Raw genomic sequence first — 25,280 nt, 5'->3', positions numbered from 1 at the left:
CCAGGGGGGACGCCCACGCGCTGGCCGCTGCCGTGGCGTCGGTCCTCGCGCGGATCGACGCCCATGCGCAGCACACCGACGGAGACCGCACGCGGCCCCCGGCCGACGATGCGTCCCAGGGCGCCGCCACCGGCCCCGCCGCTTTGACAGCGCTCGTCAGTTGCTTCGGGCTCAGTGCGTTCGAACGTGAGGTGGTCCTCCTCGCCGCCGCGGCGGAGCTGGACCCCACGACCGGCCCCCGGTGCGCAGCCGCGAGCGGCGACCCCGCGCGGACGCACCCCACCTTCTCGCTGGCCCTCGCCGCGCTGACCGAGCCGCACTGGAGCGCGCTGACGCCCGTCGCCCCGCTGCGCCACTGGCGGCTGGTCGAGTTGGACGACGAGACGCGGCTGACGAGCTGCCGACTGCGCCTGGACGAACGCATCCTGCACTTCCTCCTCGGCTCGCCGTACCTGGACGCCCGGCTCCACGGCCTGCTGCGCCGTACGACCGCGCCCGCGGACCTCCCCCCGTCGTACGAACGGGCGGCGCGGCGGGTGGCGGCGGCGCTGGCGGGCGGTGGCCCGTACGCCCCGCTCCGCGTCGAACTGGTCGGCGGGGACCTGCGTTCGCGGGCCGACATCGCGGCCGTCGCCGCCCACGGCTCGGGGCTCGGCTTGTACGCACTGGCCGCCGCCGACCTGCCCACCGATCCGGCGGAACGCGACCGGCTGGCCCGGCTCTGGCAGCGCGAGGCCGTCTTGCTGCCCGCGGCCCTGCTGGTGGAGGTCGACGAGTTGGATCGTGAGCAGGCCGTCGCCATGGACGCGTTCGTGGCGAGCGCGGGCGTGCCGCTCGTCGTCTCCAGTCTCGATCCACGGCCGAGCGCCCGACCGCGCGGCGAGCGGGTGAGCGTGCCCGCGCTTGACGCCGAGGAGCAGTTGGGGGTGTGGGCGGACGCCTTCCGGGACGTGCCGGCGTTGTCGGAGCACGACCTGCGGGAGCTGGTCGAGCAGTTCTCGTTGCCGCCCCATCTGGTCCGCTCGGTGGGCGCCGCGGTCGCCGGGGAACTGTCCGGCGGGGAGCTGGCCGGTGGGAACGGGTCGGACGCGGCCGGGCTCGCGTGGCGCGCCGGGCTCGCCGAGGCGCGGACGGGCATGGACGAGTTGGGCCGGCGCATCGAACCGGACGCGTCCTGGGACGACCTGGTGCTGGCGGAGCGGCAGTTGCGGATTCTGCGGGAGATCGTCGCGCACGTACGGCAGCGGGCCACCGTCTATCAGGAGTGGGGCTTCGAGGCGACGCTGCGCCGGGGCCTGGGCGTCACGGCCCTCTTCGCCGGCGGCTCCGGCACCGGGAAGACGCTCGCGGCCGAGGTGATGGCGCGGGAGCTGGGCCTGGACCTGTTCGTCATCGATCTGTCGCAGGTCGTCAGCAAGTACATCGGTGAGACGGAGAAGAACCTGCGCCGGGTCTTCGACGCGGCCGAACGCGGCGGCGCGCTGCTGCTGTTCGACGAGGCGGACGCGCTCTTCGGCAAGCGCAGCGAGGTCAAGGACAGCCACGACCGGTACGCGAACCTGGAGGTCAGCTATCTGCTGATGCGGATGGAGGCGTACCGGGGTCTGGCAGTCCTCACCACCAACATGAAGCAGGCGCTGGACACGGCGTTCCTGCGGCGCATCCGCTTCGTCGTCGACTTCCCCTTCCCCGGCGAGGCCGAGCGCGCGGAGATCTGGCGGCGCGTCCTGCCCGCGCGCGCCCCGACGAAGGGGATCGATCCGGCGCAGCTGGCCCGGTTGACGGTCGCCGGCGGTTCGATCCGCAACATCGCGCTGTCGGGCGCCTTCCTCGCCGCTGAGGAGGGCGGTCGGCTCCAGATGCGCCACATGCTGGAGGCGGCGCGCACCGAATACCTCAAGTTGGACCGCTCCTTGACCCCGTCGGAGGTGGACGGATGGGTCTGAACGAGCCAGCGCGCACCATCCGGGTGGACATCGGTGAACTGGTCCTGGACGGCTTCGAGCGGATCGACCGTGATCGGCTGTCGGCGGCGTTCCAGACGGAGTTGGCCCGGCTCGTACGGGACCGGGGAGTGCCGCTGGCCGCGGACGGCGGCCGGGCCGTCGACGCCATCGCCGGCCTGCCTGCGCTGCCGTCGACCACGTCGCCGCGCCGCCTGGGCGAGGCGTTGGCGCGCGCGGTGCACGCGGGCCTGTCGGGGCGGGGTGAGCCGCGATGAGCGCCCCTCACCCCGGAGCTCAGCACGACCCGTCGCAGCGGTCGGTGCGGGACAAGCGGCGCAAGCGGAAGGCGCGGGGCGCCGCCCGTACGCCGGAACCGAAGGACATCGTCAGTGGCGCGGGGCAGCCCCTGGACGTGAGCGTGCGCCGCGAGTTGGAGGAACGGCTCGGCCACGACTTCGGCCGGGTACGGCTGCACACCGACCGCGACGCGGGCGCGCTCACGGAGCTGTTGGGCGCGGACGCGGTCGCGGTCGGCCAGGACATCTTCTTCCGCCCCGGCGCCTATCGCCCGGGCACGGTCGACGGCCAGCGCCTGCTGGCCCATGAGCTGTTGCACACGGTGCAGAACCCGGACGGCCTGGGCGCCCTGCGCGCCGGGCGCGACCTGGGCGCGGTGAGCCTGCCGCAGCAGGCGATGGAGCGTGCGGCGGAGTCGGCGGCGCAGGACCTCGTACGGGACGCGGATTCGGCGCCCCGGGAGGTCGAGCCGAGCCCGGTCACCCCCGGGTGGCTGCGGTACGCCACCGTGGACGCGGACCAGCGTCGGATGGCGGAGCTGGACCCGGCGACGCTCGTCGACCGGTTGGCGAACGGGGTGCTGCGGTCCCTGCGCGGCGATCCCGAGGACCGGTCGGGTCGGGTACGGCTCCAGCTGGCGCGCCTGGCGCCGCAGGTGCAGGACGTCGTCCTGGACCGGTTGGAGCTGCGGCTGCCCAGCCCCGTACTCGACCATCTCCTGGATCTGGTGGAGGAGACGGAGCGGCAGGCGCCGCTGCCGCTGGAGGCCACCGGCGTTCCCCTGGCCGTGCCCGACGGGGCGGAGGACGTCGCACAGGAGCGGGAGGACGCGCGCAAACCGGCGAAGGGCGAAGGGAAGCCCGCCCCGCGGGACGAGCAGGACCGGCCCCGCGAAGGCGACGGACCACCGGCCGCCTCCGGCGATCGGGACGCTGCGGAGTCCTCGGCCGCGCAGGAGCAGGCGGAGGGGGCCGAGCGGCAGCAGGAACGGTCGCATTCCGAGCAGCAGGACCGCGACAGCGCCGCGCAGGAGGACAGGGATGCCGCGGCGCAGGAGGAGCGGCAGCAGGCCGAGGAGTCCGGGGAGAAGAAGGACGACGCGGGCGCGCCGGAAGGGGAACAAGAGGAGGGCGCGGAAGCGCAGGAAGAGGTCCCGCAGGAGCCGGAGCGGCAGGCGGGCGAGCGGGAGCCACGGCAGGAAGACGCCGCTGCGGTCGCCGGCCCGGCGGCGGCGCCGGCGGGGGTGGACCGGAGCGGTGCCGACCCCGGTGAGAAGCTCCGTACTGGCGACGACCTGCGCCGGTCCCGTACCCGGGGCGACCCGGAGAACGAACAGGACGCGGACGACGAGCCGTTGGGGCTGGAGGCGGAACCTGCGGAGCAGGAGCCGACGCGCGACGAGGACCCGGCGGGAACGGCAGGTTCCGGTGCGGGCGCGGCCGACGGCGGGGCCCGGGAGTCGGACACCACGGACGACCCCCGGCTGTTCCAACGCCGCAAGAGGGGCGAGGCCCGAACGCCCGGTATCTCGTCCACCGAAGGCGACACGGAGCCGGCCGCCCCCCAGGACGCGACAGGGCCCGAGGGGTCCCGGGCCGCCGCCGACCGGAGCGACGAGGAGGACTCGGAGAGCCACACCCTCCAGGAGATGTGGGAGGTGTTGTCCGGCGAGCAGGAGTCCGGTCCGGCGGGCGACGCCGGGGCGTTGGCCTCGTCGGGTTCCACGATGGTGGACGGCAACACCCAACGGGACTGGGCCGGGCGGCAGCCGGCGCAGGACGGCCGGGGCGGGGACGAGGCGACGGCGCGGCAGCGCGCCGAAGAGGCCCTCGCCGCCGACGGCGCAGGCCCGGCCGCTGCCGTCGACACCTCGGCCGGCCCCGACCAACTGTCCAAGGCGGACGAGGACGCCCGTACCCAAGGGGCCGCCGCGGCGCCGGCCCGCGAATCAGCCGCTGAGTCCCGGACCGAGGGTTCCGGGAAGGCGGAGACGGCGGGGAAGGGCGGCCCGGGCGGTGGGAAGGAGCCGGAGTCGGCCACCGTCGCGGCGAAGGAGTCCAAGGAGCCGAAGGAGTCGGAGCAGCCGAAGGGGTCCGAGGGGAAGGCCGGGGAGGCGGGGGGACGGGCTGATGGCCCACAGCAGGGCGCACCGGCATCCGATGCGGCCCCGAAGGACCAGGGTGGCCCGGGCGCGTCGCCCGCTCCGCCGGCCGGTCCGGCCGCGACTTCGGCCCCGGCTCCTGGGGCCGGCAAGGCCCCCGCGCCGGCGGCCGGCCGGGGCGAGAAGAGCGACGCACCCGGTGCCGCGGGGCCACGGCCGCGGCAGAAGCCGACGGGCGGCAAGCGGCAGGCGGCGCGGCAGGCCGCCAAGAACGTCCGCAGGCGCGGCGGCGGGGCGGGCGGTCGCGGCGGCCCGGCCCCGGCGCCCGCCCGCGGTGGGCGCGGTGGCGGCGCCGGCCGGGCCGGTGGGTCAGGGCCCGGGGCCGCGAAGGAGGCTCCGGCCCCCGACGTCTCGAACGCCACGCCCGAGGCGGGACTGTCCATCGCGGCGGGGCTCAAGCCACATCAGGCCCTGAAGACGCTGAAGGGCGTCGACGGCGCCGTGGGCCGTTCGGTCAACAAGGAACGAACGGCGCTGCGCAAGGCACCGCCGAAGGCCCAACGTCCCTCGGGCTCGCCCAAGACCGTGCCCGGCGGCCCGACGGTGGCGGCCCCCGGTACGTACACCAACGCCAAGGTGGCCCGCACCGAAGCCGACGGGGGCAACACCCCCGAGGTCACCGGCGAGCAGAAGCCGCAGGGCGAGATTCCCGTCGCGAACGCGCCGGAGCCCGGTTGGTGGGACATCACGGTGACGATCGGCGCCGCGTTGTTCGGCAAGCTCCTCAAGGAGATCCTCCCGGTCGACGACCTCATCGACTCGATCCTGAACCTCCCCACCGAGGACAAGGGGCTCGACAACAACCGTGTGGGCGACGCACCCAAGTTGCCGATGGAGAAGGACTCCAACCCGCAGCGCACGGACGAGCAGGGCCAGAAGTTCGACGAGCGGAAGATCGAACTGCACCGGGCGGGCCGCGTGGACGCGGGCCTGCCGATGGGTGAGGACCAGATCTACCCGGACGTCCCCAAGGAAACCCTGACCGGCAAGGTGCCCGGCGGGAAGGGCGCCGTACAGGCCGGTGGTCCCCGGACGGTGACCGGGGGCGTCCCGATCGAGTCCGCCTCCGCCGTGGCCGAGCACGAGCGCGGCCCGCAGCTCCGGGCGGGCTTCACCGAGGGCCGCGGCAAGATGACCAAGGAGCGCCGCGCCAAGGACGACAGGGCGCAGCAGGACAGGGAGAAGTACGACCGGGACCTCCAGCGTGAGGTCTTGGCCAGCGGCAAGAAGCAGGCGGACACACGCGACAAGGGCCGCTCCGACGTCTCCGCCTCCCGCGCCGATTGGATCAAGGAGCAGGACACCAAGGTCGCGGAGATCGACGGGAAGAAGGGCAAGAAGTACGAGAAGGTCCGTCATGACATCGATGAGAAGCAGCAGAAGACCGATGAGCATGTCGAAGATCGCACCTTCAAGGACAACGAAAAGATCACGAAGGAGCAGGGCAACGCCGAGCGGGAGGCGGAGCAGAAGCAGAAGGACGGCGAGAGCGACGCCGACAACTGGATCGAAGAGGCCCTGGAGAAGCTGAAGGAACTCTTCGAGGAGCTCAAGAACGCGATCAAGGACGTCTTCGAGAAGGCCCGGAAGTTCGTCACCGACGTCATCGACAGGTTCAAGAAGGAGATCTTCGAGCTCATCGACGACGCCCGCAAGTGGGTCGTCACCCAGATCAACGACTTCGCCGATGAACTGATCGCCCTCGGCGACGAACTGCTCGCCGAGTACCCGGCGATGCGCGACAAGTGGCGCAGGGGCATCAACGGCGCGCGCGACTGGGCCGTGAAGAGGGTCAACGAGTTGGCCGACGGTCTGAAGAAGGTCGCCGGCGGCCTGCTCGACGTCTTCGGCGGCGCGCTGCTCGCCGGGCTCGACCTGATGGAGTCCCAACTGCTGGCGGCCGTCGACATCGCCGAGTTCGCCACGGTCGGCGCCCTTGAGTTCGGCATCGCCTTCGTCCAGGGCCTCGGCGAGTGGGCGGCCGTCTTCAACGACATCGTCTCCGACCCGGGTGACTGGATCAGCAAGGCGGGCGCCGCCGTCGACACCGGTTCCAGGGAATACCTCTTCGATGAGATCAAGACCGCCATCCGGGCCTGGTTCAACCAGAAGATCCAAGAGATCGTCGGCATTGCTCCGGAGATGTTCCAGGAACTCCTCGACGGCGGGGTCACCGCGGAGCAGATGGGCCAGATGGCGTGGGACGCCGCCCTGCAACAACTGCCGCTCATCATCGGCACCGTGGTCTTCGAGAAGGTCGCCACCAGGCTCATTCCGGGCCCCGGGTGGGTGATGGCCATCATCGACGCCCTCAAGGCGGCCTGGGGAGCGCTCAGCGAAATCCTCGCCGCCTACGGACTCTTCATGGACTTCCTGAAGTCGGTCAAGAGCGGCAACGGGGCACAGCCCTTCGCGAAGGCGGTCGCGGCGGGGGTCGTCGCACTGCTCGCGTTCGTCTATGAACTCCTGCTCGAACGGCTGAGCCTCTTCATGGGCGGTGTGGGCAGGCGGCTCGAAGACATGCTCACGGACATCCGCAAGAAGAAGACCCCGGAACGGCCCGACGCACCGGACAAGCCGGATCAGCCCGTCGCGCCCGACAGGCCCAAGGACGACAAGCCGAAGGACGACGAGTCGAAGCCTGCCGACCGTCCGGTACCGCGCGAGCCGACGGCGGACCAGAAGTCCCGCCCCACTCCGAAGCCGCGCCCCTCCAAGCGCCCCACCCCGGAGCGGAAGCCGCGCCCCGCGCACACCACGCGCCCGAAGAAGCGTCGTGACGACGAGGAGCGCCGGGCGGAGGGCCGCGAGGTGAACGCGGCGAGGCGGCGGGCGCGGGACGCGGAGCGCCGAACCCGCGACGAGGACCGGGACACCCGCCCCGCGGGCGAGCCGAAGCGCCACGGCCCCGCCCGCGACACGCTCCGCCCCGACCGGAGCAGGCCCGATCGGAGCGGACCGGGCACGGACCGTCCGAAGGACCGCGACCGCTCTGGCGACCAGCGCGCGGACCGGCCGGCTGACAGGAAGGACACCGACGACCGTCGCCGGAACGAAAACCGCGACCGCCGCCCCGCCAACCGCACCCGCCGGGCCCGCCAGACCGTCAGGTCCGCGCAACGCAGGGCGAAGCGCGCGACGCACAACCTCCGCGGCAAGGCCCGCCGCAAGGTGGGCAGCCGCCTCAACGACCGCTTGCGCCGGCTGCGGGACCTGTGGCGCCGCCGCAAGGACCGCTTGCGCGACGATCGCGCGCGCCGGCCGGGGCCGGACCGTCGCCGGGATCGGCAGGGTGACACCACGGAGCCGGTGGACCTACCGAAGGTGCGGTACGCGGACGCGGACGACGGCGAGCGGCACACGTTGATGTTCCACGGGCGGGGGCCGCGCGCACGGCTGTACATCCACAGCACGCCGGAGGAGGCAGAGCCGTTCCTGGAGTCCTGGGGCAAGGACCTCCTGCGGAGGGAAGCCGGGCCGCACTGGACGACTCAGGTTCGCTACCTGGCCGCAGCGAAGGAAAAGCATAAAGAAGCGATGGGAATCAAGTCTCAAATTCCCGCAAAAACAACGAACGAGCAAGAGAAAAAGGAGGCAGATGAGAAGAAGAATGAACTTAGAGCGAAAATGAGAGAATTCGCCAAGGAAGCACGCCATCGAATCTACCTCGATGTTCCCGATGAAGTTCTATACCCCTCCCACGACCTCAGTCTCGGCCCACGGGACAGGCGGCAGGAAGAGCAGCAGAAGTCCCACTACATCAGCACGCGATCGAAGACCGTTTTCGGTGGCGGTGGAAAGATTGCGAGCAACGCAAAGTGGGGGCAACCACCCGGTTGGAACGAAGTACTAACGCGAGGGCTTGCCGAGGCCGCTCGATGGGTCCGGATGCACCTCCTGCCGGAGCGAATCGGCGGCAAGGCCAAGGGAAGCAATCTCGTACCTGCGCGTGGCCCGGAGACGAACATCGCCGCCCTCAACGGAGTCGAAAATCAAGCATACGAAGCCATCCCTGACCCACATGCCATTATTTGGTACGAAGCGGGCGCAAAATTCGACCATGTCGATTGGCCCCACTTGCCGAGCTATATCTATGCAAGGTATGGGGGGTACGAAAAAGTCGGCGGCACAGGAAAAAGGCCAGAAGACTGGGAAGAGCAGGGGCAGGAGAAGATCTGGGATCAGAACACCGCCCCTATCGCCGACAATGAGAAGGCTCTTCTCTTTATGAACTCGGTCGGCCGGGACACTGTTCGGAGCAGACTTCTCGGGGGCAATCACCCACGCCTGGCGGAGCACTTCACCAAGGCCAGAGAGAAGATGTTCGAGAATGGCGGAAAATTCACACGAGATGGGGGAACAGTCCAACTCAGGCAGGTCATCAGAGATTACGCAAAGGGCACCAAGATCTCCCTGGAGGGGCTGGACACCATGGTGAGTAGCTACGAAAAGTTAATCGATGACGGCGACGTGAACTGGGACATGGGCGAACAATGACAGGTAACGATGACGTAGAATTTCGATACCCCTTCGAGAAACGCTGCGCAAGGGCCCTCCAGGAGATCAGCGAGACGGCAGAGTTCGATGTGCACCGAGCTCACCTCGGAGAGCCTCCCTACGCCATGGATGACGCTGATACCGTCTTCGAGAGCCTCACCGAGTATGACAGCCTACCGCTCAGCAGAATTATCCAGGACTACTTCTTCAGGTATGGCTCGATCGAGGCGGCGTGGCGCTTACGGCAACCTGATTCCGAACTGGTCGGCGAGTTCAAGTTGAGCCATATCATGAGCGCGCTCGTCAACAAGCGCATGGACAAAGTCTGGAAAGGCGAGGACGGCCGGCAGCGCGCGCTCTACAGCGAACTTCGGGTCTTCGACGACACTCCGCAGACCGGTTCCGGGTATATGGCGCTGATGCGTGCAACCCCGGGTGTTTCCGATCCCGAGATCTGGTTCTTCGACATGCGGCATGGCGCCATGCCGATGGAGTTGGATTACCCCGGATATCTGGAAGCCCTACTCGCCACCAAAGGTGTGATCGGCTGGCAGTTCTTGTACTGCCCGCCCGAGCTATCCGGTTCGGGGCTGGCCCCTCTCGCGAGAGGGCTCAAGGAAATGCTGGAGGTCTTCCCCCGGCTCTTCCCCGACCACGACTACTCCGACCTCCAGACCCGCCTCCAGGAGCGCTTGTGACCCGCTACGCCGACATCCCCAAGCCCATTCGCTCCGGCATCGTCATCGTCGACCCCGAGCGCGGCACCCCGCAGCGCATCATCGTGCTCCAGTTCAATCCGGACACGCTCGAACGCTCCGTTGCGCCGCAGGCCGCCGGTGGCAGTGGGGATTCCGGGGGTGGGGGGAGCGGGAGCGGGGATCGGAATGAGGCGTTGCGGCTGAAGGGGCCGGCGCAGGAGACGTGGAAGTTCACCGCGGAGATCGACGCGACCGATCAGTTGGAGGTCGCGGCGCCCGACGGGATTCATCCGCAGCTCGCCGTGTTGGAGATGCTGGTGCAGCCCACCACCGCGCAGCTGCGCGCCGCCTCGCGGCTGGCGAAGAACGGGACCATCGAGATCAGCCCGATCGAGACGCCGTTGACCTTGTTCACCTGGGGGAGCAAGCGGGTGATGCCCGTGCGGCTGACGGAGTTGTCGGTCAACGAGTCGGCGTTCGACGTGAATCTGAATCCCATCCGGGCCTCGCTCAGCATCGGACTCAAGGTGCTGACGGTCAGCGATCTGCCCGCGGGACACCGGGGCGCCGAGTTGTACCTCGCGCACCTCGCGCAGAAGGAACGGCTCGCCGCCCGGGTCGCCACCGGACACCTCGGAGTGCTGGGGCTGAGCGGCGGCTTGGGTGGCGGCATCGAGACGGGGAGGTAGAGCGCAGTGATCGAGCCGTATGAGAGTGCGTTGGACGGGGTGCCCGGGGCGCATCCGTATCCGCGGTCCAGTCGGTACCACGACGTCGAGATCGGGGTGCACCGGCAGCCGGACGGGACCGAGGTGCGGTACGCGAAGCGGCGGTTGCTGCCGCCGCTGGAAGACGGCCGGTCGGATGCGTCGCACGTCGTCGGTGCCGGGGAGCGGCCGGACCAGTTGGCGCAGCGGTACTTCGGCGACCCGGGTCAGTGGTGGCAGCTGGCCGATGCCAACCCCGTACTCGATCCCCGTGAACTGACCGCCGGGCCGGGGCGGGTGATCGGGGTTCCGCTGCCCGGTGGGGCCGGGGAGCAGGGCCGTGGCTGACGAGCCGATCGGGGCCGGGCCCGTACACCTCACCCTGCGCATGGGGCCGAAGCTGACCCGGCCGGTGCCCGTCGAGGTGTCCGAGGCGTTGTTGTCCGCGCAGATCACGACGACGGCCGGGGAGCGCAGCGGCTTCCAGCTCGCGTTCGATCTGACGAAGAAGGGGGTCATCGCGCGGCGGTTGCTGCCGGAGGGGTTCTTCGATCCGCGGACGCGGGTGATCGCCGCGGTGGCGGTGAAGGGGACGACGACCGTGCTGTTCGACGGGTTGATCGTGCGGCAGGAGGTGGGGGCGAGCAATCAGCCGGGGCAGACGACGCTCACGGTCACCGGTGAGGACCTGACGCTGTTGATGGACCTGGAGGAGCGGACGGACCGGTATCCCAATCTGGCGCCGTCGCAGCGCGTGGAGCGGATCTTGGCGAAGTACGCCGACTACGGCATCGACGGCCGGGTGATCCGTGAGCAGATCCAGCAGCCGGCGCGCGAGCGGTACCGCGTCGACTACCAGACGGGGACGGATCTGCAGTACGTGAACGAGTTGGCGAAGGCCAACGGGTACACGTTCTATCTCGACCCCGGTCCGGTGCCGGGTCGGTCCAGTGCGTACTGGGGGCCCGAGCAGCGGCTCGGGCAGCGTCAGCACGCGCTGAACGTGAACATGGACAGCAACTCGACGGTGGACCAGTTGACGTTCGCGTACGACGGGACGGCCCGCGAGGAGCCGCAGGCGCGCGTGCAGGACCCCGCGTCCCGTGACTCCCGGCTGCTCGCCCAGCCCGACATCGGCCCGTTGCGGCCACCGCTGGGGCGGCGGGCCACGCCGGCGCTCAAGCGCAGGACGCTCTCCGGGACCGCGAAGAAGGACCTCGGGCAGGCCAGCGCCGAAGCGCTCGCGAGGGCCGCGACGTCGGCGGACGCGATCTCCGGTTCGGGGTCGCTGGACGTCAACCGGCACGGGTACGTGCTGCGGCCCCGGGAGTTGGTCGGAGTGCGGGGGTCCGGGGTGACCTACGACGGCGACTACTACGTCAAGAGCGTCACCCACACCCTGCGGCCCGGCTCGTACCAGCAGAACTTCACGCTCTCCCGCGAGGGCCTGATCGCCCGCAGCTCGACCGTGCGCCCCTAGGAACCCCGCGAGGCCCCCGTGGGGCGTTCGTCAGGACAAGGACCAGGAGACCTCCGTATGCCGGCACCGAACAACCGCTTCCTCGGCAAGTTCCGGGGCCGCGTGATCGACAACAGGGATCCGCTGCGGATCGGCAGGATCACGGCCCAGGTGCCGGACGTGCTGGGTGACGAGGCGTCCACCTGGGCGCTGCCGTGCCTGCCGTTCACCGGGCGGCGGTCGGGTCAGTACGCCGTCCCGGAGATCGGCGCCGGGGTGTGGGTGGAGTTCGAGCAGGGGGACGCCAGCTTCCCGGTCTGGACGGGGTGTTGGTACGGGGACGTCGCCGAGTTGCCGCCGCGGGCGAGCGCGGAGTTGCCCGGCTCGCAGCCGGTGGTGATCCAGACGCCAGGCGATCACAAGCTGGTGCTGTCGGACGTGCCCGGCGGCGACGGAATCCTGCTGGAGGCCAGGGGCGGGGCGTACGTCCAGATCGACGAGAGGGGCGTGACCATCGGTAACGGCAAGGGGGCGTCGATCGTGCTGATCGGCGACGAGGTCAGCATCAACGAGGGCCGGCTGGTCGTGCCGAGGAAGCGCTAGCGATGGCGATGGCGATGCGGAGAACGGAAACCGAACGGAACGCGCAACACGGAACGGGGAGAGGTCTGTTGTCCGGGAACTCTGGGAACTCCGGGAACTCCGGGAATGTGCTCAACAGCGGGTCCACGATCAGGTGCCCGCACGGCGGTCGCGTCCAGCCCGTCGCCGCCCCGTCGTCCGCGGTGCGGATCGACGGCCTGCCGGTGCCCACCGCCGACGACGTGTTCACCGTCAGCGGCTGCCCGCACTTCGTCGACGGCGTGCCGCAGCCGTGCGTCACGGTCCGCTGGACGCCGGAGCGCGGCGGGGTGCTGCTCGACGGCGCGCCCGTGCTGCTCGACACCGCGTCCGCGCTGTGCTTCAGCGCCGCGCTGCTGCCGCAGGGCCCGCCGGTGGTTGCGCCCGCGCCGCGGGGGGTGCGCGGCCGATGAGGAGCGACATCGCCTTTCCGTTCCGCATCGACCGCCGGGGGCGCACCGCGCACGCCGACTACGACGACCACGTACGGGATCTGGTCGAGCAGTTGCTCTTCACCAGCCCCGGTGAGCGCGTGATGCGGCCCGACTTCGGCTGCGGCCTGCTCGATCTGGTCTTCACGCCGAACAGCCCCGAACTGGCGTCGGCCCTGGAGCTGTCCGTGCAGGCGTCGCTCCAGCGCTGGCTCGGCGAACTGATCGAGGTGGAGGCGTTGGACGTGGTGAGCGAGGAGAACGTGGTGCGGGTGCAGCTGCGCTATGTGGTGCGCTCCACCGCGAGCCGGCGCGACGAGGTGTTCGAGGGGAGCGGCCCGGCATGAGCGAGCCGAGGTACCAGCAGGTGTGCCGTACGGACGCGAGGCGTACCAAGGTCCGGGCCGCGCGGCTCGGTGGTGTGGACGCGGTCGAGGTCGGGGACGACGGGCTCACCCTCACCGTCACCTTCCTCGGCAAGGCGCCGCGCGGGCTGTGTCCGGAAAACGTCCGGATCGACGGCGGTCGGCGGATCACCGGTGTCGAGGCCGTGGAGGTGTCGGTCGAGCGGGAGGAGGACCCGGAGCTGGACGACCGGCTGCTCGTCACGCTCGACCGCACCGGCGACACCTCCCGCTACCGGCTGTCCGTCGTCGCGACGGACCCTTACGGACGGCCGGGCACCGAACCGTTCCCCGGTTTCGACCAGCGGTACTTCTGGGCAGACTTCGACTTCCGGGCGGCCTGTGCCCCCTCGGTCCCGTCCTTCGACTGTGCGGACCGGCGCCCCGAGTGCCCGCCCGCGTACCCGCCCGCGCCGCTCGTCAACTATCTGGCGCGGGACTACGACACGATCCGCCAGCTGATCCTTGACCGGTTGGCGTTGACGACGCCGGGGTGGGTCGAGCGCAGTGCGGCCGACCTCGGGACGACGCTCGTCGAGTTGCTGGCGCACACCGCCGACCTGATCAGCTACCAACAGGACGCGGTCGCCACCGAGGCGTACCTCGACACGGCGCGGCGCCGGGTCTCGGTGCGTCGGCACGTGCGGCTCATCGACTATTCCATGCACGACGGGGTGAACGCCCGCGCCTTCGTCACGGTGGAGGTCGCGCGCCGGCTGACGCTGCCGCCCGGTGGGTTCCGCTTCGCCGCTGTCGACGTCCGTACCCTCGGGCCGCGCGACCGGCCCGAGGTCGGTACGGTCATCGACGAACGCGACCTGGCCGTCCTGGATGAACGCGGCTCGGTGGAGGTCTTCGAACCGATCGCCGTCGACGATCCGTTGGCGCTCACGCCCGCGCACAACGCCATCCGCTTTTGGACGTGGGGCGACGAGGCGTGCGCACTGCCCCGGGGGGCCACCGCCGCCACGCTGCGGGACGGGTGGGCCGACGAGGCGTGCGAGGTGCGGGAGTTGGAGCTCGCGCCGGGGGACCTGCTGCTGATCGAGGAGGTGCGGGGGCCGCGGTCCGGTACGCCCGGCGACGCCGACCCGGCGCATCGGCAGGTGGTCCGTCTCGCCTCCGTCACGCCCGGCGTGGACCGGCTGCTCGACCAGCCCGTCCTGGACGTCACCTGGGCTCGGGAGGACGCACTCGTCTTTCCCGTGTGTCTGTCCACGCTCGGCGGCCCGGGCTGCGCACTGGTCGAGGACGTGAGCGTGGCGCGGGGGAACGTGGTGCTCGTCGACCACGGCCGGTCCCTGACGTGGCACGGCGGCGCGGCGCAAGCGGTCGTCGTCCCGCCGGCTCCGGCCGTCGTCGGTTCCTGCGAGCCGACGGGGTTCGGCTGCTCGGGCGGGAGTACGGGCAACGCGACGGCCGAGTTGATCCACAGCCGTATCGAGCAGACCCGGTGCGGCCGGGCGCTCACCGCCGACCAGGTGCGCGAGTTGGACACCGTCGTCGGTGCGGAGGCTACGGCGCGGGCCGGCATCGGTCTGGAGTCGGCCGGGCGGCGCGCGGAGCAGGTCGTCCCCGGTACCGCGTACGCGCAGGCGGACGCCTTGGCGACCCTGCTGGCCCAGGTCGGCTATCCCGCCGTCCCGGCCCGGTTCCGTCCGGTGCTGGACCGCTCCCCCGTCGTCCAGTCCGTCCCCTTTCCGCAGCCGCGGCACGTCTCGGCCGGTCAGGCCGCCCGGCTGGCGGCCATCGAGGGCCGGGTGCGGGAGCGGCTGGTGGCGTTGTGGCGCAGCGCCCGCGACCACGACGGGCTGACGGATCAGGAGATCGACGAGCTGACCGTGCTGTTCGGGCTGCGGGTCCTGGAGCGGCTGGAGTTGCGGCGCCACCCGGTGCGCGCGCTGCGTGCGTTGCTGCACGACAGCCGGCGGCTGCTGGCCGCCAAGCTGCGCCGGCTCGGGGTGCTGGGTGCCCGGGCGCGCGGCGGGGCGGTGCTGGACGCCTCCGTGGCCTGGGAGGTCGCGCACAGTTGGGGGCCCGGGTACGCGGTCGGGCTGCACCCTGACGACGCCGTGCTCCGGGGGCCCGCCGCGGACCTGGTGCAGGACCCGAGGGCCGCGTTGCCCGCGGTGCGGATCACGGACGGCGACACGTCCTGGGCACCCCGCCGGGACCTGCTCTCCAGCGGCCCGCGCGATCGGCACGTCGTCGGCGAGTTGGCGGACGACGGGCGGCTCGCCCTGCGTTTCGGTGACGGGCGGCACGGCGGCCGACCGCGGCCGGGCGCCCGGCTGGAGGTGCACTACCGGCTCGGGGGCGGGCCGGCGGGCAACGTGGGCGCGGAGGCCATCAACCATCTGGTGCTGCACCGGGACGACGACGCGTCCGACGTCGGGGAGCCGATGCCGGTGGCGGGCGTGCGCAATCCGCTGCCGGCCGTCGGCGGCGTCGAGCCCGAACCCATCGAGCAGGTACGGCAGTTGGCGCCGCTCGACCTGAAGCGGACCCAGCTGCGTGCGGTGACGGCCGAGGACTACGCGGCGCTGGCCGCCGGGCTGCCGGGGGTGCAGCGGGCGGCGGCCGAGATCCGCTGGACGGGCAGCGTCCAGGAGGCGCACGTCGCCGTGGACGCGCTCGGCGTCGGCGATCCCCCGCCGGAACTGCTCGACTCGGTGGCGTACGCCCTGGAGGGCTGTCGCAGGATCGGCCACGACCTGATCGTGGGCCCGGCCCGGAGCGTACCGCTGGACATCGCGATCGCGGTGTGCGCCGCACCCGGCCACCAGCACGGGCAGATCCTGGCCGAGCTGTACGGGCTGCTGGGCAGCGGACGGCTGTCCGGCGGCCGGCTCGGGTTCTTCCACCCCGACGCGCTGACCTTCGGCGAACCGGTGCGGCTGAGCCGGCTGGTGGCGGTGGCGGCGGGCGTACCGGGCGTGGAGAGCGTCACCGTGACCCGGTTGGGCCGGCTGTTCTCCGCGTCGCCGTCGCGCGACGCGGACGTGGACGACTCGGCACGGCAGACCGGGCTGCTGCGGCTCGGCCCGCTGGAGATCGCGCGCTGCGACAACGACCCCGACCGGCCCGAGAACGGCCGGCTCTCGATCGAACTGCGCGGAGGCACGCGATGAACACCACCAGCGGTCACGGCTCCCCGCACCCCGACTCCGGCGGTTGCGCGTGCGGCTGCGGTGGGCACGACGAGCGGCATCCCCCCGCGGCGCCGTACAACCCGCCGGGGCGCACGTCCCTCGACTACCGGGTCGGCGACTACGGCTCGTTCCTCGCGGCGATGGTCGACCGGCTCGCCTCGCCCGCCTATCCCGCGCTGCGCGCCCTGACCGCCCGCGCGCCGGACGACCCGGCGATCGGGCTGTTGGACTCCTGGGCGGTCGTCGGCGACCTGCTCACCTTCCACTCCGAGCGGATCGCCGAGGAGGGGTACCTGCGAACGGCCCGTGAACACCGGTCGCTGACCCTGCTGGGGCGGCTGGTCGGGCACCGGCCACGGCCCGGCATCGCGGCCGACACCCACCTCGCGTACACCTTGGATCGCGATCCGCACGCCGGGGACCTGCCGGTGCTGATCCCCCGCGGCGCGCGCAGCAACAGCGTGCCCGCGTCGGTCGACGAGGAGTCGAGCACCTTCGAGACCGATGAGGACCTGACGGCGCGGTGGACGTGGAACACCCTGCCGGTGCGTCGGCGCCGGCCCACCCTGCTCACCCCGGATGACCTGCGCAAGCGCTCCGAGATCCAGGTCCTGGGGACGGGCCCGTCGCTGCGCGTGGGCGACCGGCTGCTGTTCGTCTTCGGCGCGGACGGGAACACGGGCGGGCAGCGGCTGCTGCTGCCGATCGCCCGGGTGCGGATCGACCAGGAGGACGGGGTCACGGCGGTCGGCCTGGCCCGGTCCGCGCCGCCGTCGCTGGCGGAGCTGGTGGCGGAGCTGCGCCGGTGGATCACCAAGGACGGGCGGGAGGCGGAGGAGGCCGACCCCACCCCGGAGAACCCCAACCCGCGCCCCGTCAGCCTGCACATCGACGAGTTCGACCGGCAGGTGCTGGCGCCGCTGCGCGCCGATCTGGACGACGTCTCCTCACCGGCGGCGCTCGCCCGACGGCTCGCCGACCCGCACGAGCGGCTGGCGGAGGCGCAGGCCGTCGCAGCCGCGTACGAGGCGGTCGCGGCCTGGTTCGAGCAGTTGGAGGCGGTGGTCGGCGAGGTGATCGAGAGCGCCGACGAGTTGGAGCCCTCGCGGCCCGTACCCCCGGACCCGGCTCACGCCGGTGCGGCGGACTCGGCGGCCCTGCGGGCGCTCGGCGCCGTACTGCCCGCGCTGCGCACCCGCGTCGTCAAGCACCCGTCGGGTGCGCTCGCCCACGACCCGGCGCGGCTCCTCGCACCCGGCTCCGACCTCGGCGCGCAGTTGCTGTCCGCACTCGATCCGCGGATCGCGGACGGCATGTACGCGGCGTGGCGCGGTGCGGCCCCCACCGCGCCAGCGCTGCTGCGCGAGCTCCAGGCGATGCGGGTGACCGCGGCGCCGTTCGGGGCGACGGCGCCGCTCAAACCCGTACAGGACGAGCGGGGGCGCGTCATCCGGCAGGCCGACTGGCCCCTGGGCGGTGCGTCGCTGACCACGATGCGGGTCGTGTTCGACGCGGCGGGCCGGGTGCCGGTGCGCGCCGAGTTCCTGCACACGCAGGCGGGGGCGTCGGTGCAGCGGTCGGAGCAGTTGCCCGTGGAGACCACGTTCGAGCTGGCGCCCGGCCGGGTGTCGCTGGTGACCCGAACCGCTCAGGACCGCGATCTGAGCTGGCTGTCCCGGCGCCCCGCCGACTCCCAGGAGCCCGGGGTGACGGCCCGGTTGCTGCCCGAGCTGCCGGAGCGGACGCTGTTCGTGTCCCGGCCGGGCGAGGACGGCCGGGTCCACGTCGCGGTGCACAACGGCGAGGCCCGGGAGTGGTGGCTCGCGCCCGGCGAACACCAGCAGGTCACCCACGGCGGGCTGGAGCTGACGGTGCGCTACGCCGTCGGCAGCGAACCGGCGAACGTGGAGATCGGCATCGCGACCGTCCCCGAGCAGGCCAACCGGCACGTGCTGCCGCTGGACTCCGTCGAGGACGGCATCACGGTCGGCAGCTGGGTCGCGGTCGAACGCCCCCGCAAGGGCGCCGAGGGGGCGGACGGCATCCCGGGTGACAAGAAGCTCGCGTTCCTGACCACCCGGGTGACCGCGGTGCGCACCGCCGTGTACACCGACTACGGCATCACCGGCCGCGGCACCGAACTGACGCTCGCCGACCCGTGGCTCGACGAACACGACGTCCTGCTCTCCACCATCCGCGACACCACCGTGCACGCGGGCGGCGAGGCGCTGCGGCTGGCCGGCGAACCGCTGGGCGAGGACGTCCACGGCAACGAGATCGAACTGGCCGAGCTCTACGACGGCCTGCGGCCGGGCCGCCGCCTGATCGTGTCGGGCGAGCGCACCGACATCCCCCGCACGAGCGGTGTGCGCGGCACCGAACTGGTGGTGATCGCCGCCGTGGAGCAGGTCCTCGACCCCCAGTTGCCCGGGGACCACGTCCACACCCGGCTCACGCTCACCACGGACCTGGCCCACCGGTACCGTCGGGACACCGTGCGCGTCCAGGGGAACGTGGTGGCCGCGTCGCACGGCGAGAGCCGCGACGAGCCGATCGGCAGCGGCGACACCGAGCGGACCAACCAGACGTTCGCCCTGTGGCAGTCGCCGCTGACGTGGCTGCCCGCCGACGGTCCGCTGGGCGCCGCGCCCACCTTGGAGGTACGGGTCGACGGCCTGCTGTGGCACGCGGTGGACAGTCTGGCCGGCCGCGGGCCGGGCGAGCGGGTGTACGTCATCGGCACGGCCGCAGACGGGCGGACGACGGTCACCTTCGGCGACGGGGTGTTCGGCGCCCGGCTGCCGTCCGGGCACGAGAACGTGCGGGCCCGGTACCGCTTCGGCACCGGCGGCGCCGCCAACGTGGCGGCGGATCGGATCACCCAGGCCGTCACCCGTCCGCTCGGCGTCACCGCCGTCACCAATCCGCAGCCCGCTTCGGGCGGTGCGGACGCCGACGGCCCCGCGTTGACGCGGCGCACGATCCCGCTCGCCGCCTCCGCCCTGGACCGGCTGGTGTCCGTGCGGGACTACGAGGACTTCGCCCGCTCCCGGGCGGGCATCGGCCGGGCCGCGGCCCGCGAGGTCTTCGACGGGCGGCGCCCGGTGCTGCACGTGACGGTCGCCGGGGTCGACGACGGCGCGATCACCGAGGACTCCGAGGTGCTGCGGGCCCTGCGGTCCTCGCTCGCCCGGTACGGCGACGCGCGGCTGCCGGTGCGGGTGGACGTGCGCGCGCTGGTGCTGCTGCTGCTCGCCGCGCGGGTCGCGGTGGCGCGTGACCACGCCTGGAGCGTGGTCGAGCCGCGGCTGCGCCGGGCGCTGCTCGACGCGTTCGGCAGCGGCAGCCGCGAGTTGGGCCAGCCCGCCCGGCTCTCGGACGTGCTCGCGACGGCCCACCGGGTGCCGGGGGTGGACCACGTCGACGTCGACGTGTTCACCGGGGTGCCCGCGTCCGTGACCCCCGAGGGGCTGCGGGCGCTCGCGGACGAACTGGACGGCCCGCGCCCGACGGTCCCCGCCCGGCTCGCCACGTACGACGAGGACGTGCATGTGGTCGCCGACCCGGACGGCGAGACGCTCACCCGGATCAGCGTCCGCTACGGCGTCCCCCTGGCCGAGCTGCTGCGGCTGAACCCGGACGTCGTCGACACCCGGCGGCTGGCGAAGGGCCGGGCGGTGTGCGTGTTCCGGGGCGTCCGGCCGGCCGAGCTCGCCCTGCTGTCACCGCACGTACCCGAATCGCTGATGCTGACGGAGGTCACCCGATGAGCAGGGAACCCGACGGGCTCGCGGAGCTGCTGCCGCAGTGGCACCGGCTGCGCGACGCCGACGGCGGGGAGCCGCTGCGCGCGCTCCTCGCGGTGATCGCGGAGCAGGTCGACCGGGTCCGCGACGGGGTCGAACAGAGCTATGAGGACTGGTTCGTGGAGACGGCGGCGCCCTGGGTGCTGCCGTATCTCGGCGATCTGGTCGGCTACACCCCGCTGCCCGGGTACGAGCGGACCCTCACCCGGGGGCTGGGCGGCAGCGGGAGCGCCGAGGAGGCCCGGGACCGGCTCGCCGAAGCCCTCGCGCCGCGACGCGACGTCGCCGCCACCATCGCCAACCGGCGCCGCAAGGGCACCCTGGCGCTGCTGGAGGAGCTGGCCCGGGACGTGGCGGGGTGGCCGGCAAGGGCCGTGGAGTTCTCCCGGCTCCTCGCGCACCACCAACCGGTCAAGCTGTACGGATCGGGGACCGCGGCCGGGCACGCGCGGCGCCTGGAGCGCGGCCGGCTCGTGGACCTGCGGGACGGCGGGGCGCTGGATCTGGCGGGCGGGCCGTTCGGCACCGTCGCGCGGTCGGTGGACGTGCGGCGGGCCGCTTCGGCGCGTACGCAGGGCGGTCAGTCCCCGGCGGGGGTGGGCCTGTTCGTGTGGCGGCTCAAGCCGTACCGGCTGAGCGAGTCGCCCGCGTACTGCGTCGACCGGGCCCGCAACCTCTTCACGTTCTCGATCCTGGGCCATGACACCCAGCTGGTGACCCGGCCGGTGCCGGAGCCGTCCGCCACCCATGTGGCGGCCCTGGACAACGTGCCCGCCGCCATCCGCCGCAGACAGCTCGCGGACCGGCTCGCGGACTACTACGGCCCCGGCAGGAGCTTCACGATCTGGCGGGACGGCCTGGAGGAGCCGGTGGCGCCGGCGGATCTGGTGGTCGCCGACCTGTCGGACTGGCGCTATCGCCCACGGCGCGGACAGGTCGCCGTCGACCCCGAGTCGGGTCGGCTCGCCTTCGGGTCGCGCTGCGCGCCGCGCCAGGGCGTCTGGGTCACCTACCACCACGCGTTCTCGGACGACACGGGCGGCGGCGAGTACCCGCGCGAGCGCGACACTCCCCGGTCCACGGCGCTGTACCGGGTCGGCCCCGACGAGCCGTACCAGCGGATCACGGACGCGTACGAGCAGTGGCGCGCAGATCGACGCGCGGGGCGCTGCGGGCCGGACGGGCTGATCGAGATCGCGCACAGCGGCGCCTATCAGGAACAGCTCGACTTCGAGCTGGACGCCGGGGACCGGCTTGAGGTGCGGGCCGCGGAGGGCACCCGGCCGGTGATCCGGCTGCTCGACTGGTACAGCAACCGGCCCGACGCGCTCAACATCCGGGCCCGCGACCACGAAAGGGGCGACGGCGCCGGCGGCGGCGCGAACGAGGCGCCCCGGATCGTGCTGGACGGCCTGCTGATCACCGGGCGGGGGCTGCACGTCGCCGGCCCCGTGGGCGCGGTGGTGCTGCGCCACTGCACGCTCGTCCCCGGCTGGTCGCTGCAGCCGCACTGCGAGCCGCAGTCGCCCGAGGAGCCGAGCCTGGTCCTGGAGCGCACGACGGCCTGCGTCGAGATCGATCGCTGCGTCCTCGGCACCATCGAGGTGATCGGTGACGAGGTGGCGCACGATCCGCTGCCGATCCACCTCCGCGACAGCGTCCTGGACGCCACCGGACACGACCGGGCCGCGCTGTCCGCGCCGGACTGCCGGCACGCCCACGCCGTGCTGTTGGCGCACCGGACCACCGTCATCGGCGAGGTCCACACCCATGCGGTGGCGATCGCGGAGAACTCCCTGTTCACCGGGGTGCTCAGGGTGGCCAGACGGGGCGTCGGCTGTCTGCGGTTCTGCTACGTGCCGCCCGGCTCGCGCACGCCGCGCCGGCACCGCTGCCAACCGGACCTGGTGGGCGGCGACGAGGCGGCTCGGGTGCGGCCGTTGTTCACCAGCGAGCGGTACGGCACCGCGGCGTACGGGCAGTTGGCGGCCGGCTGCGCCGAGGAGATCACGCGGGGCGCCGACGACGGGTCCGAGCTGGGCTCCTTCCACGACCTCCACCAGCCGCAGCGCCTGGACAGCCTGCGGGCGCGGCTCGCCGAGTACACCCCGGCAGGCACCGACGCGGGGATCGTGATCGTGAACTGAGCCCGTTTTCCCCGTGCCGTACCGACCGCAGCCCCCAGCTTCCACTCCTCAACCCTCCGCCCTCCGCCCTCCGCCCTCAGCCCGCGCGACCGAATGCCGAACTTCCGAGGGGACGCCTTTCCCATGCACGCAGACATCTCCCGCACCACCTTCCGACCCGAGCGGCACTACTCGGCGGTGATCGCCCAGCAGGGCCGCGTGCAGGTCGACGCGGACGCGAACGAGCAGGCCGCGATCCAGCTGCACCAGGCCCGTACCATCGCCGCCGACCTGATCGGGCAGCACGGCGGCCCGCGCGGCGCCACCGGGTTCGCGCTGGACTTCGTGGGCGGCGGCCGTGAGCTGGACGACCTGTCCATCGCGGGCGGCCGGTACTACGTCGACGGCATCCTGGTGGACGCCACGCGCCCGGCGCCCGGGGTGCCCGTCGAGGACGACGCGGCGGCCAAGGACGGTGACGAGGACGCCCCGCAGGCGCCGAAGCCGCCGGCCACCTGGACGTACTGGGACCAGCCCGACGCGTTCCGCGACCCGGAGCGCCCCGGTGACCGGCTGCCCACCCACTTCCCGTACCTGGCCTATCTGAAGGTGTGGGAGCGCTCGGTCTCGGCGGCCGAGGACCCGCTGCTGCGGGAGGTCGCCCTCGGTTCGGCGCTGCCGGACACCGCGGCCAGGCTCAAGGTCGTCTGGCAGGTGCTGCCGCTCCCCGGCGAGCGGCTGGAGTTGGACTCCGCGGACGGCACGCCGCAGGAGCAGGTCCGGGCGGCGTTCAGCCGGTGGGTGGCCGCGCAGGCGCCCACGGCGCGGCTGGCGGCGCGCAGCCGCCGCCCGGACCACGCGGACGAGGACCCGTGCCTGGTGCGGCCGGACGCCCGGTACCGGGGGCCGGAGAACCAGATGTACCGGGTGGAGATCCACTCGGGCGGCGCGGCGAAGGACGCGACGTTCAAGTGGTCCAGGGAGAACGGCTCGGTCACCTTCCCTGTGGACGGCCTCGACGGCACCTGGGTGGAGCTGGCCTCGCTCGGCAGCGACGACAAGCTCGATCTGAACGTGGGCGACCTGGTCGAGTTCGCCGACACCGCGTACCTGAGCCGGGGCGAGCCGCTGCCGCTGCTGCGGGTGGAGGAGGTCGACCTGCCGGGGCGGCGCGTACGGCTGTCCGCCGAGCCGGACCCGGCCGTCGGGCGGCGCCCCGAACTGCACCCGTTCCTGCGCCGCTGGGATCACCGGCCCGGCACTCGGCACCAGGGCGGTTCGGCGCACGGGAAGCGGGGCGCGCCCCAGCCGCGTGACGGCGCGCTGCGCGTCGATGAGGGCGGCTGGCTGCCGCTGGAGGACGGCGTCCACGTGTACTTCGAGCCGGGCGGGACCTATCGCTCCGGGGACTTCTGGGCCGTGCCCGCACGGGTCGCCACCGGGGACGTCGAGTGGCCGACCGACGCGGCCCGCAGGCCGCTGCTGCGGGCCCCGAGCGGTGTCCAGGTCCACTACGCGCCACTGGCGTGGGTGCTCGGCGAAGGGTCCGCCGCCGATCTGCGGTTGACGTTCGCGCCGCTGGCCGGCGCGATGCCCGCGGCGAACGCGGCGGAGTTGGCGGCGGAGGAATTGGCCGAGCAGGAGGCCGTGGGCGCCGAACTCGCCGCGGCGCAGGAAGCCGCCCAGCCCCCGGCCGAGGGCGGCAGCGCCGAAGGAACCGAGAACTGAAAGCAGCGCCAGACGATCGAAGGAGCACCACGATGGCAACGCCCCTGTCCGCCGCGAAACTGCTACAGGCCCTGCGCAACGAAGGGCTGCACGTCGTCGAGCACCGGAGCTGGCGCACGCACAACCGCAACCACAAGGGTTCCTGGGGACCGGTGCACGGAGTGATGATCCATCACACGGTGTCGTCGGGCACGCAGAGCTCCGTGGAGCTCTGCTACAACGGCCACACGACTCTGCCGGGACCGCTGTGCCACGGTGTGATCGCCAAGGACGGCTCGGTCCACCTGGTCGGCAACGGCCGGGCGAACCACGCCGGATCCGGCGACGACGACGTGCTGCGCGCGGTGATCAACGAATCGGCGCTGCCCGCCGACAACGAGGCCAACACCGATGGCAACCGCTACTTCTACGGCTTCGAGTGCGTGAACCTGGGCAACGGAAAGGACCCTTGGCCGGCCGCCCAGTTGGAGGCGATCGAGAGGGCGGCGGCGGCCGTCTGCCGGGCGCACGGCTGGACCCAGCGCTCGGTGATCGGCCACAAGGAGTGGCAGCCCGGGAAGGTCGACCCGCGCGGCTTCACGATGGACTCCATGCGCCAGCGGGTGGGCAAACGGCTCGGCGGCAAGCCGGACGGCCCGTCAAAGCCGCCGCAGAAGCCGCCGACGGCGTACGAGCCGTTCCCCGGGGCCGCCTTCTTCGCGGCCGGCCGGCGCAGCGCCGTGATCACGGCGATGGGCAAGCGGCTCGTGGCGGAGGGCTGCGGACGGTACGAAGTGGGCCCGGGCCCGAACTGGACGGAGGCGGACCGCACGTCGTACGCCGCCTGGCAGCGCAAGCTCGGCTACTTGGGGAGCGACGCCGACGGGATACCGGGGAAGACGAGCTGGGACAAGCTCAAGGTGCCCAACGTGTGAGCCGGCGCTGGTGTGAACGTGCAGGCCACCACGGCGCGTTGGACACCTGTGCCGCTGTTCCGGTGGCTCGACGGCATCCGTCAGGAAGATCCGGATCACCTCGACAGCGCGGAACCCGAGCGCGCCGGCGGCTTCCGGTCCTTCGCCCATCCAGGTACGGGTCAGCCGCTCGGCCGCGACCACGACGTCCCCTCGTGATCCGTACGGCGTCGCCGCCACGACCACCGCAGTCGCCGCCTCCGCCGCACGCCACAGGGAACAGCACGAGTCCCACCGAAGCGGCTGCTGCCCGGATGCGCCGCCACGACGACAGCCGCACGGGCCAGGTGCGGC

Annotated in this window: 16 protein-coding genes; all 16 read left to right on the top strand. The window is 72.4% G+C overall.

The window, feature by feature from the left end:
* Window positions 1-32 precede the first annotated feature (32 nt).
* The 16 genes from ABZ842_RS23320 to ABZ842_RS23245 all read left to right on the top strand — a co-directional run bounded on the left by ABZ842_RS23320 (window position 33) and on the right by ABZ842_RS23245 (window position 25,145).
* On the top strand, window positions 33-1,946 hold the full coding sequence (locus ABZ842_RS23320; RefSeq protein WP_361539851.1) for an ATP-binding protein: 1,914 nt from the start codon (window positions 33-35) through the stop codon (window positions 1,944-1,946).
* Window positions 1,937-2,221 carry a hypothetical protein gene (locus ABZ842_RS23315; protein ID WP_361539755.1) on the top strand — a complete coding sequence of 95 codons (285 nt, stop codon included), beginning with the start codon at window positions 1,937-1,939 and terminating at the stop codon, window positions 2,219-2,221. Before ABZ842_RS23320 ends, ABZ842_RS23315 begins: the two co-directional genes overlap by 10 nt.
* Window positions 2,218-8,901 (top strand): DUF4157 domain-containing protein, encoded by a 6,684-nt coding sequence (locus ABZ842_RS23310; RefSeq protein ID WP_361539752.1) that lies wholly within the window; start codon window positions 2,218-2,220, stop codon window positions 8,899-8,901. Before ABZ842_RS23315 ends, ABZ842_RS23310 begins: the two co-directional genes overlap by 4 nt.
* A 125-nt stretch (window positions 8,902-9,026) precedes the next feature.
* Complete coding sequence (locus ABZ842_RS23305; RefSeq protein WP_361539749.1) at window positions 9,027-9,599, top strand: hypothetical protein; 573 nt, start codon at window positions 9,027-9,029, stop codon at window positions 9,597-9,599.
* Entirely contained in the window at window positions 9,596-10,288 is a 693-nt protein-coding gene (locus tag ABZ842_RS23300) for a hypothetical protein (protein ID WP_361539746.1), read from the top strand. Before ABZ842_RS23305 ends, ABZ842_RS23300 begins: the two co-directional genes overlap by 4 nt.
* A gap of 6 nt (window positions 10,289-10,294) precedes the next feature.
* Window positions 10,295-10,654: a hypothetical protein gene (locus ABZ842_RS23295; RefSeq protein ID WP_361539743.1), complete on the top strand. Its 360-nt coding sequence runs from the start codon at window positions 10,295-10,297 to the stop codon at window positions 10,652-10,654.
* Window positions 10,647-11,786 carry a hypothetical protein gene (locus ABZ842_RS23290; RefSeq protein ID WP_361539740.1) on the top strand — a complete coding sequence of 380 codons (1,140 nt, stop codon included), beginning with the start codon at window positions 10,647-10,649 and terminating at the stop codon, window positions 11,784-11,786. The genes ABZ842_RS23295 and ABZ842_RS23290 overlap by 8 nt, the downstream gene beginning before the upstream one ends.
* A 57-nt stretch (window positions 11,787-11,843) precedes the next feature.
* Window positions 11,844-12,368 (top strand): phage baseplate assembly protein V, encoded by a 525-nt coding sequence (locus ABZ842_RS23285; protein ID WP_361539737.1) that lies wholly within the window; start codon window positions 11,844-11,846, stop codon window positions 12,366-12,368.
* A gap of 68 nt (window positions 12,369-12,436) precedes the next feature.
* On the top strand, window positions 12,437-12,799 hold the full coding sequence (locus tag ABZ842_RS23280) for a hypothetical protein (protein ID WP_361539734.1): 363 nt from the start codon (window positions 12,437-12,439) through the stop codon (window positions 12,797-12,799).
* Window positions 12,796-13,164, top strand: a complete 369-nt coding sequence (locus tag ABZ842_RS23275) for a GPW/gp25 family protein (protein ID WP_361539731.1) — start codon at window positions 12,796-12,798, stop codon at window positions 13,162-13,164. The genes ABZ842_RS23280 and ABZ842_RS23275 overlap by 4 nt, the downstream gene beginning before the upstream one ends.
* Window positions 13,161-16,352: a putative baseplate assembly protein gene (locus ABZ842_RS23270; RefSeq protein WP_361539728.1), complete on the top strand. Its 3,192-nt coding sequence runs from the start codon at window positions 13,161-13,163 to the stop codon at window positions 16,350-16,352. The genes ABZ842_RS23275 and ABZ842_RS23270 overlap by 4 nt, the downstream gene beginning before the upstream one ends.
* The gene (locus ABZ842_RS23265; protein ID WP_361539725.1) at window positions 16,349-20,143 is read left to right on the top strand and encodes a putative baseplate assembly protein; all 3,795 of its coding nucleotides are present in this window, start codon (window positions 16,349-16,351) and stop codon (window positions 20,141-20,143) included. The genes ABZ842_RS23270 and ABZ842_RS23265 overlap by 4 nt, the downstream gene beginning before the upstream one ends.
* The gene (locus ABZ842_RS23260) at window positions 20,140-22,326 is read left to right on the top strand and encodes a hypothetical protein (protein WP_361539722.1); all 2,187 of its coding nucleotides are present in this window, start codon (window positions 20,140-20,142) and stop codon (window positions 22,324-22,326) included. The genes ABZ842_RS23265 and ABZ842_RS23260 overlap by 4 nt, the downstream gene beginning before the upstream one ends.
* 123 nt (window positions 22,327-22,449) lie before the next feature.
* Window positions 22,450-24,033, top strand: coding sequence for a DUF6519 domain-containing protein (locus ABZ842_RS23255; protein ID WP_361539719.1), 1,584 nt, complete (start codon window positions 22,450-22,452; stop codon window positions 24,031-24,033).
* 32 nt (window positions 24,034-24,065) lie between these two features.
* Window positions 24,066-24,947, top strand: a complete 882-nt coding sequence (locus tag ABZ842_RS23250) for a peptidoglycan-binding protein (RefSeq protein ID WP_361539716.1) — start codon at window positions 24,066-24,068, stop codon at window positions 24,945-24,947.
* Between the two features lie 18 nt (window positions 24,948-24,965).
* Complete coding sequence (locus tag ABZ842_RS23245; RefSeq protein ID WP_361539713.1) at window positions 24,966-25,145, top strand: hypothetical protein; 180 nt, start codon at window positions 24,966-24,968, stop codon at window positions 25,143-25,145.
* The last annotated feature ends 135 nt before the right edge of the window (window positions 25,146-25,280 follow it).

It is taken from the genome of Streptomyces sp. NPDC047315, from assembly GCF_040643215.1.
GTDB lineage: Bacteria > Actinomycetota > Actinomycetes > Streptomycetales > Streptomycetaceae > Streptomyces.
Note: the sequence above shows the minus strand (reverse complement) of the source record. Positions and strands in the feature narration are given on the sequence as shown.

Excerpts from the sequence above, each read along its gene's own strand:
- ABZ842_RS23315 (WP_361539755.1), top strand. The coding sequence starts at position 1,937 with ATGGGTCTGAACGAGCCAGCGCGCACCATCCGGGTGGACATCGGTGAA.
- ABZ842_RS23310 (WP_361539752.1), top strand. The coding sequence starts at position 2,218 with ATGAGCGCCCCTCACCCCGGAGCTCAGCACGACCCGTCGCAGCGGTCG.
- ABZ842_RS23305 (WP_361539749.1), top strand. The coding sequence starts at position 9,027 with ATGGATGACGCTGATACCGTCTTCGAGAGCCTCACCGAGTATGACAGC.
- ABZ842_RS23285 (WP_361539737.1), top strand. The coding sequence starts at position 11,844 with ATGCCGGCACCGAACAACCGCTTCCTCGGCAAGTTCCGGGGCCGCGTG.
- ABZ842_RS23275 (WP_361539731.1), top strand. The coding sequence starts at position 12,796 with ATGAGGAGCGACATCGCCTTTCCGTTCCGCATCGACCGCCGGGGGCGC.
- ABZ842_RS23270 (WP_361539728.1), top strand. The coding sequence starts at position 13,161 with ATGAGCGAGCCGAGGTACCAGCAGGTGTGCCGTACGGACGCGAGGCGT.
- ABZ842_RS23265 (WP_361539725.1), top strand. The coding sequence starts at position 16,349 with ATGAACACCACCAGCGGTCACGGCTCCCCGCACCCCGACTCCGGCGGT.
- ABZ842_RS23260 (WP_361539722.1), top strand. The coding sequence starts at position 20,140 with ATGAGCAGGGAACCCGACGGGCTCGCGGAGCTGCTGCCGCAGTGGCAC.
- ABZ842_RS23255 (WP_361539719.1), top strand. The coding sequence starts at position 22,450 with ATGCACGCAGACATCTCCCGCACCACCTTCCGACCCGAGCGGCACTAC.
- ABZ842_RS23250 (WP_361539716.1), top strand. The coding sequence starts at position 24,066 with ATGGCAACGCCCCTGTCCGCCGCGAAACTGCTACAGGCCCTGCGCAAC.